Annotated in this window: 17 protein-coding genes; 4 read left to right on the forward strand and 13 right to left on the reverse strand. The window is 70.1% G+C overall.

Annotated elements, in window-relative coordinates:
* Positions 1-119 precede the first annotated feature (119 nt).
* From CP981_RS09490 to CP981_RS09535, 10 genes are all read right to left on the reverse strand, one after another.
* Complete coding sequence (locus CP981_RS09490) at positions 120-659, reverse strand: TetR/AcrR family transcriptional regulator (RefSeq protein ID WP_085927729.1); 540 nt, start codon at positions 657-659, stop codon at positions 120-122.
* On the reverse strand, positions 659-979 hold the full coding sequence (locus tag CP981_RS09495; protein WP_085927730.1) for a DMT family transporter: 321 nt from the start codon (positions 977-979) through the stop codon (positions 659-661). The genes CP981_RS09490 and CP981_RS09495 overlap by 1 nt, the downstream gene beginning before the upstream one ends.
* 125 nt (positions 980-1,104) lie before the next feature.
* The gene (locus CP981_RS09500; protein ID WP_085927731.1) at positions 1,105-1,440 is read right to left on the reverse strand and encodes a metal-sulfur cluster assembly factor; all 336 of its coding nucleotides are present in this window, start codon (positions 1,438-1,440) and stop codon (positions 1,105-1,107) included.
* Positions 1,437-1,895: a Fe-S cluster assembly sulfur transfer protein SufU gene (gene sufU, locus CP981_RS09505; RefSeq protein ID WP_030411905.1), complete on the reverse strand. Its 459-nt coding sequence runs from the start codon at positions 1,893-1,895 to the stop codon at positions 1,437-1,439. The genes CP981_RS09500 and sufU overlap by 4 nt, the downstream gene beginning before the upstream one ends.
* A 37-nt stretch (positions 1,896-1,932) precedes the next feature.
* Complete coding sequence (locus tag CP981_RS09510; protein WP_085927732.1) at positions 1,933-3,189, reverse strand: cysteine desulfurase; 1,257 nt, start codon at positions 3,187-3,189, stop codon at positions 1,933-1,935.
* Positions 3,186-3,950, reverse strand: coding sequence for a Fe-S cluster assembly ATPase SufC (gene sufC / locus CP981_RS09515; RefSeq protein WP_085927733.1), 765 nt, complete (start codon positions 3,948-3,950; stop codon positions 3,186-3,188). Before sufC ends, CP981_RS09510 begins: the two co-directional genes overlap by 4 nt.
* Before the next feature lie 7 nt (positions 3,951-3,957).
* Positions 3,958-4,275 carry a non-heme iron oxygenase ferredoxin subunit gene (locus tag CP981_RS09520; RefSeq protein WP_018091858.1) on the reverse strand — a complete coding sequence of 106 codons (318 nt, stop codon included), beginning with the start codon at positions 4,273-4,275 and terminating at the stop codon, positions 3,958-3,960.
* Positions 4,272-5,492, reverse strand: coding sequence for a Fe-S cluster assembly protein SufD (gene sufD, locus CP981_RS09525; protein ID WP_085927734.1), 1,221 nt, complete (start codon positions 5,490-5,492; stop codon positions 4,272-4,274). Before sufD ends, CP981_RS09520 begins: the two co-directional genes overlap by 4 nt.
* A gap of 59 nt (positions 5,493-5,551) precedes the next feature.
* Complete coding sequence (gene sufB / locus CP981_RS09530) at positions 5,552-6,973, reverse strand: Fe-S cluster assembly protein SufB (protein ID WP_085927735.1); 1,422 nt, start codon at positions 6,971-6,973, stop codon at positions 5,552-5,554.
* On the reverse strand, positions 6,970-7,827 hold the full coding sequence (locus CP981_RS09535; RefSeq protein ID WP_085927736.1) for a helix-turn-helix transcriptional regulator: 858 nt from the start codon (positions 7,825-7,827) through the stop codon (positions 6,970-6,972). The genes sufB and CP981_RS09535 overlap by 4 nt, the downstream gene beginning before the upstream one ends.
* Before the next feature lie 276 nt (positions 7,828-8,103).
* On the opposite strand from CP981_RS09535, the gene CP981_RS09540 reads away from it, so the two are divergent.
* The 3 genes from CP981_RS09540 to CP981_RS09550 all read left to right on the forward strand — a co-directional run bounded on the left by CP981_RS09540 (position 8,104) and on the right by CP981_RS09550 (position 10,958).
* Positions 8,104-9,066 carry an ABC transporter ATP-binding protein gene (locus CP981_RS09540; protein WP_085927737.1) on the forward strand — a complete coding sequence of 321 codons (963 nt, stop codon included), beginning with the start codon at positions 8,104-8,106 and terminating at the stop codon, positions 9,064-9,066.
* Positions 9,063-9,869: an ABC transporter permease gene (locus CP981_RS09545; RefSeq protein ID WP_085927738.1), complete on the forward strand. Its 807-nt coding sequence runs from the start codon at positions 9,063-9,065 to the stop codon at positions 9,867-9,869. Before CP981_RS09540 ends, CP981_RS09545 begins: the two co-directional genes overlap by 4 nt.
* 84 nt (positions 9,870-9,953) lie before the next feature.
* Entirely contained in the window at positions 9,954-10,958 is a 1,005-nt protein-coding gene (locus tag CP981_RS09550; RefSeq protein WP_085927739.1) for a COX15/CtaA family protein, read from the forward strand.
* Here CP981_RS09550 and CP981_RS09555 read toward each other — a convergent pair.
* From CP981_RS09555 to CP981_RS09565, 3 genes are all read right to left on the reverse strand, one after another.
* Entirely contained in the window at positions 10,931-11,977 is a 1,047-nt protein-coding gene (locus CP981_RS09555; protein WP_085927740.1) for an amidohydrolase, read from the reverse strand. The genes CP981_RS09550 and CP981_RS09555 overlap by 28 nt on opposite strands.
* Before the next feature lie 136 nt (positions 11,978-12,113).
* Complete coding sequence (locus CP981_RS09560; protein ID WP_085927741.1) at positions 12,114-12,494, reverse strand: hypothetical protein; 381 nt, start codon at positions 12,492-12,494, stop codon at positions 12,114-12,116.
* A gap of 46 nt (positions 12,495-12,540) precedes the next feature.
* A complete protein-coding gene (locus CP981_RS09565) occupies positions 12,541-13,491 on the reverse strand; it encodes a heme o synthase (RefSeq protein WP_107429595.1) in 951 nt (316 codons plus the stop codon).
* 458 nt (positions 13,492-13,949) lie between these two features.
* On the opposite strand from CP981_RS09565, the gene tkt reads away from it, so the two are divergent.
* Complete coding sequence (tkt, locus tag CP981_RS09570) at positions 13,950-16,052, forward strand: transketolase (RefSeq protein WP_085927743.1); 2,103 nt, start codon at positions 13,950-13,952, stop codon at positions 16,050-16,052.
* Positions 16,053-16,079 lie beyond the last annotated feature (27 nt).

Genomic DNA, 16,079 nt, shown 5'->3' on the forward strand with positions numbered 1-16,079 from the left:
CGAAACCTAACCGGAGGGCGCCCGCCGAGGCGAACCGGTCTCAGCGATCGGGCCGCTCCGTAGGGTCGCACCACCGGGTTCGTACGGGCACACAAGGCCCGCGCCACCGGGGCCGCCGTTCAGCCCAGCACCCCGGCCAGCCCGGCCCGTACCGACGCGGGGTCGAAGGGCTGCCCGGTCAGCAGATGCTGGAGCAGCAGTCCGTCGGTGAGCGCCACCACGGCCCGCGCGGTCGGGACATCGCCGATCCGCTGTCCGAGCAGCCGCACCATCTCGTCCAGGCACTCCGCGGCGATCGGCCGCACCGCCTCGCGCCGCAGCGCCGCCAGATACAGCTCGTACTCCAGCTGCATCCGCGAGCGGTCCCCGGTCAGGGCCTCCTCGACGAACCGGGCCACCTCGTCGGTGAGCGGCACCGCCGGATCGAGGCCGTCCACCCAGCGCGCGAAGTCGGCCAGGCATTCGCCGTTGACCTGCCGCAACGCGGCGACCAGCAGCTCGTCCAGGGTCGAGAAGTGGTACGTGGTCGAGCCGAGCGGGACATCCGCCGCGGCGGCCACCGAGCGGTGGCTGAGCCCGGCGATCCCGCGCTCGCCCACCACGGCGATCGCCGCGTCGATGATCCGCTGCCGCCGGTCCGGGTCGTAGCGCCGGGCCATCAGTGCGCCCCGCCCATGTTCAGCACCACGACACCGGCGATGACCAGCAGCACCCCGAAGATCCTCAGCGCACTGGTGCTCTCCCCCAGGAACACCATCCCGATCGCGGCGATCAGCGCCGTGCCGACACCGGCCCAGATGGCGTACGCGGTGCCGACGCTCATCGTCTTGAGCGTCTGCGCCAGCAGGAAGAAGGCCAGCAGATAACCCGCCGCGGTGTACAGCGACGGCCACAGCTTGCTGAAGCCGTCGCTGTACTTCATCGCGGTGGTCGCGAGGACCTCGGACAGGATCGCTCCGGCGAGCATCAAGGGGGCCATGCGTACGAGCGTACACAACGTTGCGTACGGGTGTACATAGTCATGCGCGGGCCCCGGAAACGCCGAAACGGCCGTGCCCGCCAGTGGTGACTGGCGGGCACGGCCGAAGCGCTCAGGAGATCTCGTCAGACGTTGAAGCCCAGCGCGCGGAGCTGCTCGCGGCCGTCGTCGGTGATCTTGTCCGGGCCCCACGGGGGCATCCAGACCCAGTTGATCTTCAGCTCGTTGACGATGCCGTCCGTGGCGGACTTCGCCTGGTCCTCGATGACGTCGGTCAGCGGGCAGGCCGCGGAGGTCAGCGTCATGTCGATGGTGGCGATATTGGCGTCGTCGACGTGGATGCCGTAGATCAGCCCCAGGTTGACGACATCGATGCCCAGCTCGGGGTCCACGACGTCGTAGAGCGCCTCGCGGACCTCCTCCTCGGAGGCGGGCTTGGTGGTGGTCGGAGTCTCGGTCATGCGGTCTTCGCCTCCTCGGAGAGGGCCTTGGCCGTGGCGTCCTTCCAGGCCATCCAACTGAGCAGCGCGCACTTCACACGCGCCGGGTACTTCGAGACACCGGCGAACGCGACCGCGTCCTCCAGCACCTCCTCCATGGCGTCATCCGGCTCGACCTGACCCTTGGACTGCATCAGCTCCAGGAACGTCTCCTGGATCTTCTGCGCCTCGCCGAGCTCCTTGCCGACCAGGAGGTCGTTGAGCACCGACGCGCTGGCCTGGCTGATGGAGCAGCCCTGGCCCTCGTAGGACACATCCTCAATCGTCGCGCCGTCGAGCCGCACGCGCAGCGTGATCTCGTCGCCGCACGTGGGGTTGACATGGTGCACCTCTGCGTCGCCGTCCCGAAGACCGCGCCCATGGGGGTGCTTGTAGTGGTCCAGGATGACGTCCTGGTACATGGAATCCAGCTTCACGACTCAGTCAGTCCTCGTCCTCATCCGCTGTGCTTGATTAACCGAAGAAGTTGCGGACGTGCTCCAGCCCCTCGACCAAGGCGTCGACCTCGGCGGGCGTGGAGTACAGATAGAACGACGCTCGCGTGGTCGCGGGAATTCCGTAGCGCAGGCAGACCGGCCGTGCGCAGTGGTGACCCACCCGGACCGCGATGCCCTGCTCGTCCAGCACCTGGCCGACGTCGTGGGGATGGATGTCGCCGAGCGTGAAGGAGATCGTCGCCCCGCGGTCCTCGGCCGTGCTCGGGCCGATGATGCGCAGGTCGGGGACCTCCAGCAGCCGCTTGACGGCGTACTCGGTGATCGCGTGCTCATGCACGGCGATGTTGTCCATGCCGATCGAGGTGAGGTAGTCCACGGCCGCGCCGAGGCCGACGGCCTGGGCGATCGGGGGCGTACCGGCCTCGAACTTGTGCGGCGCGGGCGCATAGGTCGAGGAGTGCATCGAGACGGTCTCGATCATCTCGCCGCCGCCGAGGAACGGCGGGAGGTCCTCCAGCAGCTCCTGGCGGCCCCAGAGGACGCCGATGCCGGTCGGGCCGCACATCTTGTGGCCGGTGAAGGCCACGAAGTCGGCCTGCAGCGCCTGCACGTCCAGCACCATGTGCGGGGCGGCCTGCGAGGCGTCGATGCAGACCAGCGCGCCGACCTCCTGGGCGCGGCGGATGATCGTCTCGACCGGGTTGACGGTGCCCATGATGTTGGAGACCAGCGTGAAGGAGACGATCTTCGTCTGCTCCGTGATGACCTCTTCGATGTTGGACAGGTCGAGACGGCCGTCGTCGGTGATGCCGAACCACTTCAGCTTCGCGCCGGTGCGCTGCGAGAGCAGCTGCCACGGGACGATGTTGGAGTGGTGCTCCATCTCCGTGATGACGATCTCGGTCTCGCGGTCCACGCGGTAGGGCTCATCGGCCCAGCCGAGCATGTTGGCCACGAGGTTGAGCGACTCGGAGGCGTTCTTGGTGAAGATCACCTCGTCGCGGCTCGGCGCGTTGATGAAGGCGGCGACCTTGTCACGGGCGCCTTCGTACAGCGCCGTGGCCTCCTCGGCGAGCACATGCACGCCGCGGTGGACGTTGGCGTTGTGACGTTCGTAGTAGGCGTTCAGGGCGTCGAGGACCTGGCGCGGCTTCTGGGAGGTCGCCGCGTTGTCCAGGTAGACGACCTTCTTCCCGTCGTGGATCTGGCGATCCAGGATGGGGAAGTCCTTACGGATCGCCTCTGTGTCGAGGAGGCCCGGCAGCTGTGTCACGCGGTTGCGCCACCCTTCGTGTATGCCTCGTAGCCCTCCGCCTCCAGCTTGTCCGCGAGCTCCGCGCCGCCGGACTCGGCGATCCGGCCGTTGGCGAAGACGTGGACCTGGTCGGGCTTGATGTAGCGCAGGATGCGCGTGTAGTGGGTGATCAGCAGAGTGCCGACCTCGCCGGTCTCGCGGACGCGGTTGACGCCCTCGGAGACGGTGCGCAGCGCGTCGACGTCCAGGCCGGAGTCGGTCTCGTCGAGGATCGCGATGGCCGGCTTGAGCAGCTCCAGCTGGAGGATCTCGTGGCGCTTCTTCTCACCGCCGGAGAAGCCCTCGTTGACGTTGCGCTCGGCGAAGGAGGGGTCCATCTGGAGGCGCTGCATGGCCTCCTTGACCTCCTTGACCCACAGCCGCAGCTTGGGGGCCTCGCCGCGGATCGCGGTCGCGGAGGTGCGCAGGAAGTTGGAGACCGAGACGCCGGGGACCTCGACCGGGTACTGCATGGCGAGGAAGACGCCGGCCCGCGCGCGCTCGTCGACGGACATCTCCAGGACGTCCTCGCCGTCGAGGGTGACGGTGCCGCCGGTGATCGTGTACTTGGGGTGACCTGCGAGGGAGTAGGCGAGGGTCGACTTGCCGGAGCCGTTGGGGCCCATGATGGCGTGCGTCTCGCCCTGCTTCACAGTCAGGTCGACGCCCTTCAGGATCTCGCGCGGGCCGTTCTCGGCCTCGACGGAGACGTGCAGGTCGTGGATCTCAAGCGTTGCCATGGGGAACTCAGGACTCCTGGGTGACGGAGACGAGCACGTCGTCCCCTTCGATCTTTACGGGGTATACGGGGACGGGGCGCGTCGCGGGAAGGCCGTTCGGCTTGCCGGTACGCAGGTCGAAGCTCGAACCGTGCAGCCAGCACTCGATCGAGCAGTCCTCGACCTCGCCTTCGGAGAGCGAGACGTTCGCATGCGAGCAGATGTCGTTGATCGCGAACACCTCCCCCTCGGTGCGGACCAGGGAGACGGGCGTGCCGTCGAGTTCCACCCGCTTGGGGGTGTCCTCCTCCAGCTCGCTGAGCGCCGCTGCGCGTACGTACGTCATGCCGCGGACGCTTCCAGCTCGGCCTCGATCTTGCTCATCAGACGCTCTTCGACGTCCGGGAGACCGATCTGCTGGACCAGCTCGGCGAAGAAGCCGCGGACGACCAGTCGGCGGGCCTCGTCGGCCGGGATGCCGCGGGCCATCAGGTAGAACAGCTGCTCGTCGTCGAAGCGGCCGGTCGCCGAGGCGTGGCCGGCGCCGACGATCTCGCCGGTCTCGATCTCCAGGTTGGGCACCGAGTCGACCCGCGCGCCGTCGGTGAGGACGAGGTTGCGGTTGAGCTCGTAGGTGTCCGTACCGGTCGCCGAGGCCTGGATGAGGACATCGCCGATCCAGACCGCGTGGGCGTCCTGGCCCTGCAGCGCGCCCTTGTACGTGACGTGGGAGCGGCAGTTGGACGCCTCGTGGTCGACGAAAAGGCGGTGCTCCTGGTGCTGGCCCTCCTCGGTGAAGTACAGACCGTAGAGCTCGGCCTCACCGCCGGGGCCCGCGTACGTGATGCGCGGGTGCAGCCGGACGAGGTCACCGCCGAAGGTGACGACCACGGACTTGAAGCTCGCATCCCGGCCGACGAGGGCGTTGTGCTGCCCGACGTGCACGGCCTGGTCGTCCCAGTCCTGGACGGAGACGACGGTCAGCTTGGCGCCGTCACCGAGGAGGTAGTCGACGTTGGCGGCGAGCACCGCGTCACCGGTGTGGTCGATGACGACGACCGCCTCGGCGAACGCGCCCAGCTCGATGACCTGGTGGCCGAAGGCGGTGCCGCCCTCACCGTGCACGGTGATCCGGATGGGCTCGGCGAGCACGGTCTCCTTGGGGACCGAGACGACCGAGGCCTTCTCGAACGAGCTGTACGCCTGGGCGGCAACCCGGTCCACGGGCTTGCCGGCCTTGCCGACCCGCGGGTCGGTGCGGTCGACCAGCTCGTGGGTGACGCCCTCGGGAGCGGTGATGTCGATCTTCAGGTCCGGACCGCCGGCCTCGGCGCTGCCGTCGTGCAGGCCCTTCAGGCGCGCGAGCGGCGTGAAGCGCCACTCCTCCTCGCGGCCGTGCGGCACCGGGAAGTCCGCCACGTCGTAGGACGGCGGGGCGCTCATCCGGGTGGCAACGGTGGACTCCGCGGCCACCGCAAGTGAGCCGGTGGTCGTGGAACCCGCCGGTGGGGGTCCCCCCGCTCGAGCGGAGCCGAGAGTGGGGGAGTTCTGAGCCTCAGCCATGGCTGTCGTAGTGCTCGCTTTCTGCAATCAGGGAGTCAGTCGCTGCTGGGGGCCGGGCGTCAGCCGACCGAACCTTCCATCTGCAGCTCGATCAGCCGGTTGAGCTCCAGCGCGTACTCCATCGGCAGCTCACGGGCGATCGGCTCGACGAAGCCACGCACGATCATCGCCATGGCCTCGAACTCCGTCAGGCCGCGCGCCATCAGGTAGAAGAGCTGGTCCTCGCTGACCTTGGAGACGGTCGCCTCGTGGCCCATCGACACGTCGTCCTCGCGGACGTCGACGTAGGGGTAGGTGTCCGAACGGGAGATGGTGTCCACCAGCAGGGCGTCACACAGCACGTTGGACTTGGAGCCCGCGGCGCCCTCGCCGATCTCGACCAGACCGCGGTAGGAGGTCCGGCCGCCGCCTCGCGCCACCGACTTGGAGACGATGTTGGAGGAGGTGTTCGGCGCCATGTGGACCATCTTGGAGCCGGCGTCCTGGTGCTGGCCCTCGCCCGCGAAGGCGATGGAGAGGGTCTCGCCCTTGGCGTGCTCGCCCATGAGGTAGACGGCCGGGTACTTCATGGTCACCTTGGAGCCGAGGTTGCCGTCGACCCACTCCATGGTCGCGCCCTCGTAGGCGACGGCGCGCTTGGTGACCAGGTTGTAGACGTTGTTCGACCAGTTCTGGATGGTCGTGTAGCGGCAGCGGCCGCCCTTCTTCACGATGATCTCGACGACCGCGGAGTGCAGCGAGTCCGACTTGTAGATCGGCGCCGTGCAGCCCTCGACGTAGTGGACGTAGGCGTCCTCGTCGACGATGATCAGCGTCCGCTCGAACTGGCCCATGTTCTCGGTGTTGATCCGGAAGTAGGCCTGGAGCGGGATGTCGACGTGGACACCCTTGGGCACGTAGATGAACGAGCCGCCGGACCACACCGCGCTGTTCAGCGACGCGAACTTGTTGTCGCCGACCGGGATGACCGTGCCGAAGTACTCCTGGAAGAGCTCCGGGTGCTCCTTGAGCGCGGTGTCGGTGTCCAGGAAGATGACGCCCTGCTCCTCCAGGTCCTCACGGATCTGGTGGTAGACGACCTCGGACTCGTACTGCGCGGCGACACCGGCGACCAGGCGCTGCTTCTCCGCCTCGGGGATGCCGAGCTTGTCGTAGGTGTTCTTGATGTCCTCGGGCAGGTCCTCCCAGGAGGCGGCCTGCTGCTCGGTGGAGCGGACGAAGTACTTGATGTTGTCGAAGTCGATGCCCGACAGGTCCGAGCCCCAGTTCGGCATGGGCTTCTTGTCGAACAGCTTCAGGCCCTTGAGGCGGAGCTTGAGCATCCACTCCGGCTCGTTCTTCTTGCCCGAGATGTCGCGGACGACGGCCTCGGAGAGACCGCGCTTGGCGGAGGCGCCGGCCACGTCGGAGTCGGCCCAGCCGTATTCGTACTTGCCCAGGCCCTCGAGCTCGGGGTGAGCAGTCTCCGTGGGGAGCGTCATGCGGGGTTCCTCCCGGCCGTGCTTGCAGATGCTGTGGTGGTCTTACTGGTGCGTGCGGTGCTGTGAGCGGCCTTGCCGGCACCGGCCTTCGGAACGAAGGTCGTACACACCCCGTCGCCATGGGCGATGGTGGCAAGACGCTGTACATGGGTCCCGAGCAATCGGGAGAAGACCTCGGTCTCCGCCTCGCACAGCTGCGGGTACTGCTCGGCGACATGGGCGACCGGGCAGTGGTGCTGGCAGAGCTGTTCACCGAGCTGGGGATTGGGGGCGCTGCGCGCCGTAGCAGCGTACCCGTCCGCGGTCAACGCCTTCGCAAGGGCCTCCGTACGGGCCTCCGGCTCGGCGGCCTCGACCGCCTCGCGGTAACCCTCGGCCTGCGCGGCGAGGCGCGCGCGGGCGAACGCGGCGACGGCCGCCTCACCCTTCTCGCCGCCGCCGGCGCTCTGCGCGATCCAGCGCAGCGCCTCGGAGGCGAGCTGGTCGTAGGCCTGGTCGAAGGCGTCCCGCCCGCAGTCGGTGAGGGCGAAGGCCTTGGCCGGGCGGCCCCGGCCACGGGTGCCGTAGACGCGCTTCTCGCGGGGCTCGACGACGCCCTCCGCGGCCAGCGCGTCCAGATGCCGCCGGACGGCCGCCTGGGTCAGCTCCAGGCGCAGGGCGAGCTCGGCCGCGGTGGACGGGCCGTGGTCGAGAATGGAGCGGGCGACCCGGTTGCGGGTGCCCTGCTGTTCATCGTGCGGCGCCGCGGCGTGGGTGGCGGACCCTCGCCGCTCGGTCTTCTCGGGCGCGGAGGGGGCCGGCCCGTCGGTCTGCTCGACCGCGGGCCCTTCCTGTTCCTCGCTCGCGTATTTCACAACGCCATTGTTGCGTAATTCGTCAAAGCGATTCAAGCCTCGCGGGAGCACCGACGGGTGGCCTCTATCACTTAGGGTTACCTAATTCAAGTACCCGCCGGAGCGGCGAAAGCGGCGCCGACCTGCACGGGCGTCCACCGGGCCGGCAGCGGCGCACCAGGGGTCGCGGGCTCCGAAATCCGTTCGGTCGCACACCGCCGGATCGGGGAACGAACAGTATTCCGGGCCGTCGCCCCCATTGAAGCCCGGCCCGCCACTCTCCGTAGACTGCCCGGCATGCCCAGCACCTCCCCGGGGGGCGACCCCCGGCCCCCCGGCCGAGAGCCCGCCGTCGAGATCACCGGCCTGGTCAAGCGATACGGGACCAAGACCGCCGTGGACGGACTCGACCTGACCGTCGCGCGCGGCGCGGTGACCGCCGTGCTCGGCCCGAACGGCGCCGGCAAGACCACCACCATCGAGACCTGCGAGGGCTACCGCCGCCCGGACGCCGGCCGGGTGCGGGTCCTGGGCCTGGACCCGGTCGCCGACGCCGCGGCGCTGCGCCCGCGGATCGGCGTGATGCTCCAGTCCGGCGGCGTCTACGCGGGCGCCCGGGCCGACGAGATGCTGCGGCACACCGCCACCCTGCACGCCCACCCGCTCGACGTCGGCGCGCTGATCGACCGGCTCGGCCTGGGCAGCTGCGGCCGGACGCCCTACCGGCGGCTCTCCGGCGGCCAGCAACAACGGCTGGCGCTGGCGATGGCCGTGGTCGGCCGCCCCGAGCTGGTCTTCCTGGACGAGCCGACGGCCGGACTCGACCCGCAGGCCCGGCACGCCACCTGGGACCTCGTACGGGAACTGCGCGCCGACGGCGTCAGCACCGTACTGACCACCCACTTCATGGACGAGGCCGAGCAGCTCGCCGACGATGTCGCAATCATCGACGGCGGCCGGGTGATCGCCCAGGGCAGCCCGGACGAGCTGTGCCGCGGCGGCGCGGAGAACAGCCTGCGCTTCACCGGCCGCCCCGGACTCGACCTCGCCTCGCTCCTCAAGGCACTGCCCGCGGACAGCGCCGCCACGGAGCCCGCCTCCGGCGTCTACCGCGTCCACGGCAAGGTCAACCCGCAGCTGCTGGCCACCGTCGCCTCCTGGTGCGCCCAGAACGGCGTGATGCCCGACGCGATAGCCGTCGAACGCCACACCCTGGAGGACGTCTTCCTGGAACTCACGGGCAAGGAGCTGCGCGCATGACCACCACCGAGGCCGGTGGCGTCACCGGCACCTTCAGCCCGCGACCCGGTGCGGCTCCGCTGCCCCGGATGATCCGCGCGCAGGCGGCCCTGGAGACCAGGATGCTGCTGCGCAACGGTGAGCAGCTGCTGCTGACCGTGATCATCCCGACGCTGCTGCTGGTCCTGTTCTCCGCCGTCGACATCATCGCGGTGCCCACGGCCACGGCCGGCGGCGCGGGCCGCTCCGTCGACTTCCTGGCGCCCGGCATCCTGGCACTCGCCGTGCTGTCCACCGCCTTCACCGGCCAGGCCATCGCGACCGGCTTCGAGCGGCGCTACGGCGTGCTCAAGCGGCTCGCCGTCTCGCCGCTGCCGCGCTGGGGGCTGATGACGGCCAAGACCTGCGCGGTGCTGGTCACCGAGGTCCTCCAGATCGCGCTGCTGACGGCGGTCGCGCTCGCCCTGGGCTGGTCCCCGCAGGGCAACCCGCTCGCGGTGGCGGCGCTGCTCCTTCTGGGCACCACCGCCTTCTCGGGCCTGGGCCTGCTGATGGCCGGCACGCTCAAGGCGGAGGCCACCCTCGCCGCGGCCAACCTGGTGTTCCTGCTGCTGCTGGTCGGCGGCGGTGTGATCGTCCCGCTGGAGAAGTTCCCGGAGGCCGCGCAGAGCGTGCTCGGGCTGCTGCCGATCACGGCGCTGTCCGACGGGCTGCGCGCGGTGCTCCAGCACGGCGCCGGCCTCCCCTGGCCGGACCTCGGCATCCTCGCGGTGTGGGCGGTGCTCGGTCTGGGGGCCGCGGCCCGGTTCTTCCGCTGGGAGTGAGCGGCCGAGGCACGGGACGGGTGGCTTCGCCGCGAACGCACCCCTCGTGAAAGTTTGCACAAGGGGCCGCTTACGATGGCTCCCGTGCCGAACACGCTGAACCCCCTTGAGCTGATCGCCCGCCGCTGGCAGCCGTCCGCGGCCTTCGTACGACGGGCCGCACTGGCCACCGTCGTGATGGCCGTGATCATCGTCGTCACGGGTGGCGCGGTCCGGCTCTCCCAGTCCGGGCTGGGCTGCTCGACCTGGCCCAAGTGCACGCCGGACAGCCTGACTCCGACTGCCGCGATGGGCATCAACGGCCTCATCGAATTCGGCAACCGCATGCTGACGTATGTGCTGTGCGCGGTCGTCGGGCTGTTCATCATCGCCGCCCGCGCCCGTCACCCCCGGCGCCGCTCCCTCACCCGGCTCGGCTGGGCACAGTTCTGGCTCGTCATGAGCAATGCCGTCATCGGCGGTATCACGGTCCTGACCGGCCTGAACCCGTACATCGTCAGCTCGCACTTCCTTGCGGCCACGGCGCTGCTCACGGTCGCCGTGCTGAGCTGGAAGCGGGCAGGCGAGGGCGACGAGGAGCCGCGCGACCTGGTCGCCCGTCCGGCGCGGCAGCTGGCCTGGCTGCTGGTGGCCGCGACCGGGGCCCTCACGGTCATCGGCACGGTCGTCACGGGCACCGGCCCGCACGCGGGCGACGCCAAGAAGGTGCACCGCATCCCGCTGGACTGGCAGGAGATCACCCAGCTCCACGTCGACTTCGTCTACATCGTCGTCGGCCTGTCCGTCGCGCTGTGGTTCACGCTGCGCGCCGTCAAGGCACCGGCCGCCCCGCGCCGGATGCTCCTGGAGCTGTTCGCCTGTATCGCCGCGCAGGGCGTCATCGGCTATGTCCAGTACTTCTCGGGCCTGCCCGAGATCGTCATCGGGCTCCACATGCTGGGCTCGGCCCTGGTGTGGATCTGGGTGCTGCGGGTGTGTCTTTCCCTGCGCGACCGCGGTCCGCTCCAGGAGGAGGACCCCGGCCGGCCCGCCCCCTCCGGCACGCACGAGGCACCGGAGCCTCAGGCGGCCTCCGCGCTCAGCCGGTAGACCCGGCGCGCGGTCCCGAACCCGACCGTCTCGGTGATCCGCCGCCCGTCCCCGGGCCCGCACAGGCCCTCCTCGGTCCACTCCCGTACGAGCCGCGCCATGGCCCGTACGAAGCACCGGGCGCCGGTCACATAGAGCTCGGGCAGCCCGCGGGCCCCCGACGAGAACAGCAGCTTGCCGAACGGCGCCCGGCTCAGCGTCTCCTCGGGGCAGGGCCCGGCATCCGCGTACACATGGGTGTGCACCGCGGCGAGCTGCGCCGCCCGCCGGTGGTGCGGTGCCTCCGGCAGCAGGACGAGGTCCGCGCCGATGCCCGTGGTGGCGCGCAGGAAGGGCGTCAGCGGCTGCGGATCGGGGCAGTGCAGCTGCACCGGCAGACCGGTCGCCACCGCGCTCCACAACAGATGCCGTACGAGCACGGGCTCCCCGAGCCGCTCCCCGGGACGGCGGCGGAGCAGCCAGCGGTCCGCGGCGCGCCGCACCTCACCGGCCTCCGGGGCCCGCCCCTCGCAGTGGGTGGCGCCGGAGGCGAAGGCGGTGGCGTGCTGGGCCGCGGTGTAGAGGGCCTCGGCGGTGTAGCCGAGGAAGGAGTCGACGCTGCCGGAGGTGTCGGCGACCTGCTCGGCGAGCGGTTCGAGCCGTACCACCTCGTGAGCGTGGGCCGCGGCGGCGGTGGCGAGTTCGGTGGCCGAGGTCAGATCGCTGGGTGCCCCGGCCGCCAGCAGGAACGTGCCGATCCCGGAGCCGCGCAGCAGCATGCGTCCGGCCCGGTAGGCGCCCATCTCGCGGCGGCGCGCCAGGTAGTGGGCGGGCGGGCAGTGCGGTTCCAGGCCGAGCAGCGGGGGGCACCAGCGGCGTATCGCGAGGCCGGTGAAGCTGTCGAAGTAACTGGTGCCGGCGGGGGCCGGGCCATGGGCGCCGGCCGCGGCGGCGAGGTGGGTCTCGAAGGAGCCGAGGCCGAGCTCGTCGTGCACCGCGCCGAAGCTGTACTGGTCGATGAGCGGTGGAAGGCCGTCCATCCGCTTCTCCTCGCCGAGAGCCCGCCGGACGCGGCCGAAGCGCCGCGCCTGGTGGGCTTAACGGACGAGGTGGTGGTGAGGTAGCGGGCTCCGCTTCCGGCGTACGCTCCGGCGCACGGCGCCCGGGTACCGCGCCTCAGGCGTTGGCCGGGCCGCCGACCTGGATGCCCGCCATCCGGGACCACTCGTAGCGGCCGGTGCGGACCTTGGCGGCGAGGTCGCCGTCGAAGTCGTCCTGAAGGGTGATGCCGGACGCGGTGGCGGCTTCCTTGGCGGAGTCGAAGGAGTCCGCGACGAGGTTGCCCCACTCGCCGTTGGCCCCGACGAGGGCGATCCGGACGCGGCCGCGGCCGATGTGCGCAAGCTGGCCCTCGGCGCTGCCGCCGTGGCTGTCGGCGAAGGCGCGGATCTGCTTGGTGAGGCTGGCCGTGCGCCGGCCGGCCCGCTTGTCGGCCGCCGTGCCGGCCGCCGCCTCCACCTGCTCTTCCGCCTGCTGGGTGTCTGCCATACCCAGCATGCTACCCGCGAGTACGGCTTTTGGTGAGGGTGATCCCCCACACCTCTCAGCGGAGGAAGGGGTCCACGGCGACGGCGACGAACAGCAGCGACACATAGGTGATGGACCAGTGGAACAGCCGCATCTCCTTGAGCTTGGCGCCCGTGATGCCGGCCTTCGCGCGGGCCTGGAGGCCGTGTGCCTCCTTGAGCCAGAAGGCTCCGCAGGCGAGCGCGACCGCGGTGTAGAACCAGCCGGTGTAGCCCAGCGGCTGGAGCAGCAGCGAGACCGCCACCATCACCCAGCTGTAGGCGACGATCTGCCGCGCGACGACCTTGTTGCCCGCGACGGCCGGCAGCATCGGCACACCGGCGCGCTCGTAGTCGTCCTTGACCTTCATCGACAGCGGCCAGTAATGCGGCGGCGTCCAGAAGAAGATGACGAGGAAGAGGATGAACGAGGCCCAGGAGACGGAGTTCGTCACCGCCGACCAGCCGATGAAGACCGGCATGCAGCCGGCGATACCGCCCCAGACGATGTTCTGGCTGGTACGCCGCTTGAGGATCATCGTGTAAACGACGACATAGAAAAGCAGCGCACCGAGCGACAGCATCGCCGACAGCGGGTTGACGAGGACCCAGAACCAGGCCGTGGAGCCCACCGCGAGGGCGGTCGCGAAGACCAGGCATTCGGCGGGGCTCACCATGCCGGTGACCAGCGGCCGCTGGGACGTGCGGTCCATCAGCGCGTCGATGTCGCGGTCGAGGTACATGTTGTAGGCCGCGGCGCCGCCGGCGGACAGATAGCCGCCGATGCAGGTCGCCAGGACGAGCCACAGATCGGGCACACCCTTGGCCGCCAGGAACATCACCGGCACCGTGGTCATCAGCAGCAGCTCGATGACCCGCGGCTTGGTCAGCGCCACGAACGCCTTGACCCGGGCCCCGAACGGCCGCTGACCGGGACTCCCCGGGTTCTGAGAGAGCGCCCCCGCTGGACGGGATTCGACGGCCGTCACGCACACCCCTGGAAGTAACATCAGCGGCCTCTGCCGCAGAAGAGATAAGGCTTGCAAGCACTTCCGGCAGTGAAGACCCGGTAAAGGGCTTGCGCGTACCACGCCACTTTAGACGTTGGCCATACGGCGATCTTCGCGGGGGTCGGGTCGTGTTGGGCACCGGGCGGCGCCGCGCCCCCGCCACCTTTCCCCGGCCGTTCGCCCGGCGTTCAGGAGGCGAACCGGACCGCTGCCCGGCAGTCTGGTCGTATGGCTCTCGCATCGGGGACCGGAACGCCAGAAGTCCTGATTTGGTTGCCCAAAGCGACGGGCCGCAGTGACCGCGCCGCACCGACTGAGCGCCGAAAACACCGACTGAGCGTCGAAAAGACGCACGCACTCGCGGGGGTAGGCTCGACACCGCCTGGCGGACATACCGTCCGCGGCATTCGACATGTGGAGAGGAGCCCTGACTCAGGGTGAGCACCAAGCCGACCACCACAGATCTCGAGTGGACCGAACTGGATCAGCGGGCAGTGGACACCGTCCGTGTCCTGGCCATGGATTCCGTGCAGAAGGTCGGTAACGGCCATCCCGGTACGGCCATGAGCCTGGCGCCGGCCGCCTACCTTCTCTTCCAGAAGCTGATGCGGCACGACCCGGCGGACGCGAACTGGACCGGCCGCGACCGGTTCGTCCTCTCCGCGGGCCACTCCAGCCTGACCCTCTACATCCAGCTCTACCTCGCCGGTTACGGCCTGGAGCTGGCCGACCTGGAGGCGTTCCGCACCTGGGGCTCGAAGACCCCGGGCCACCCCGAGTACGGCCACACCACCGGTGTGGAGACCACCACCGGCCCGCTGGGCCAGGGCGTCGCCAACGCGGTCGGCATGGCGATGGCGGCCCGCTACGAGCGCGGCCTGTTCGACCCCGAGGCGGCTCAGGGCACCTCGCCGTTCGACCACACCATCTACTGCATCGCCGGTGACGGCTGCCTCCAGGAGGGCATCTCCGCCGAGGCGTCCTCCCTGGCGGGTCACCAGAAGCTCGGCAACCTCGTCCTGCTGTGGGACGACAACCACATCTCCATCGAGGGTGACACCGAGACCGCGGTCTCCGAGGACACCCTCAAGCGCTACGAGGCCTACGGCTGGCACGTCCAGCGCGTCGCGCAGCTGCCCAACGGCGACCTGGACCCGGCGGGTCTCGCCAAGGCCCTGGAGGCCGCCAAGGCCGAGACCGGGCGTCCGTCGTTCATCGCGATGCGCTCGATCATCGCCTGGCCCGCCCCGAACGCCCAGAACACCGAGGCCGCGCACGGCTCGGCGCTGGGTGACGAGGAAGTCGCGGCCACCAAGCGGGTCCTGGGCTTCGACCCGGAGAAGTCCTTCGACGTCGCCGACGAGGTGCTGGCGCACACCCGCGCCGCCCTCGACCGCGGCCGCGACGCCAAGAAGGAGTGGGAGAAGTCCTTCGCCGACTGGCGCGCCGCCAACCCGCAGCGTGCCGCGGAGTTCGACCGGATCGCGGCGGGCGAGCTGCCCGCGGGCTGGGAGGACCACCTCCCGGCGTTCGAGACCGGCAAGGCCGTGGCCACCCGTGCCGCGTCCGGCAAGGTGCTCCAGGCGCTCGGCGGGGTCATCCCCGAGCTGTGGGGCGGCTCCGCCGACCTCGCGGGCTCGAACAACACCACGATCGACAAGACCTCGTCGTTCCTGCCCGAGGGCAACCCGCTGCCGGGCGCCGACCCTTACGGCCGCACGATCCACTTCGGTATCCGTGAGCACTCCATGGCCGCGGAGATGAACGGCATCGCGCTGCACGGCAACACCCGCATCTACGGCGGCACCTTCCTGGTGTTCTCCGACTACATGCGCAACGCCGTCCGGCTGTCCGCGCTGATGCACCTGCCGGTGACGTACGTGTGGACGCACGACTCCATCGGTCTGGGCGAGGACGGCCCGACCCACCAGCCCATCGAGCACCTCGCCTCGCTGCGCGCCATCCCGGGCCTGAACGTCGTGCGCCCGGCCGACGCCAACGAGACCGCCATCGCCTGGCGCGAGATCCTCCGGCGCTACACCAAGGAGTACGGCGTGGGGGCCCCGCACGGCCTCGCGCTGACCCGTCAGGGCGTGCCGACGTACCCCGCCAACGAGGACACCGCCAAGGGTGGTTACGTCCTCTTCGACGCCACCGGTCCCGAGGGCCAGGACACCGCGCCGCAGGTCGTGCTGATCGGCACCGGTTCCGAGGTGCAGCTCGCCGTCGAGGCGCGCGAGCAGCTCCAGGCCGAGGGCATTCCCACCCGTGTGGTGTCGATGCCGTCCGTCGAGTGGTTCGACCAGCAGGACCAGGCCTACCGCGACAGTGTGCTGCCGCCGGCCGTCCGGGCCCGGGTCGCCGTCGAAGCCGGCATCGGGCTGACCTGGCACCGCTTCGTCGGTGACGCCGGGCGCATCGTCTCCCTGGAGCACTTCGGTGCCTCGGCCGACGGCAAGGTGCTCTTCCGCGAGTTCGGCTTCACCGCCGACGCGGTCGCCGCCGCCGCCCGGGAATCGCTCGAAGCCGCCGCGCGCTGACGCCCGTATACGACAAGTAGGAGATGC

The organism is Streptomyces platensis (genome assembly GCF_008704855.1).
GTDB classification, from domain to species: domain Bacteria; phylum Actinomycetota; class Actinomycetes; order Streptomycetales; family Streptomycetaceae; genus Streptomyces; species Streptomyces platensis.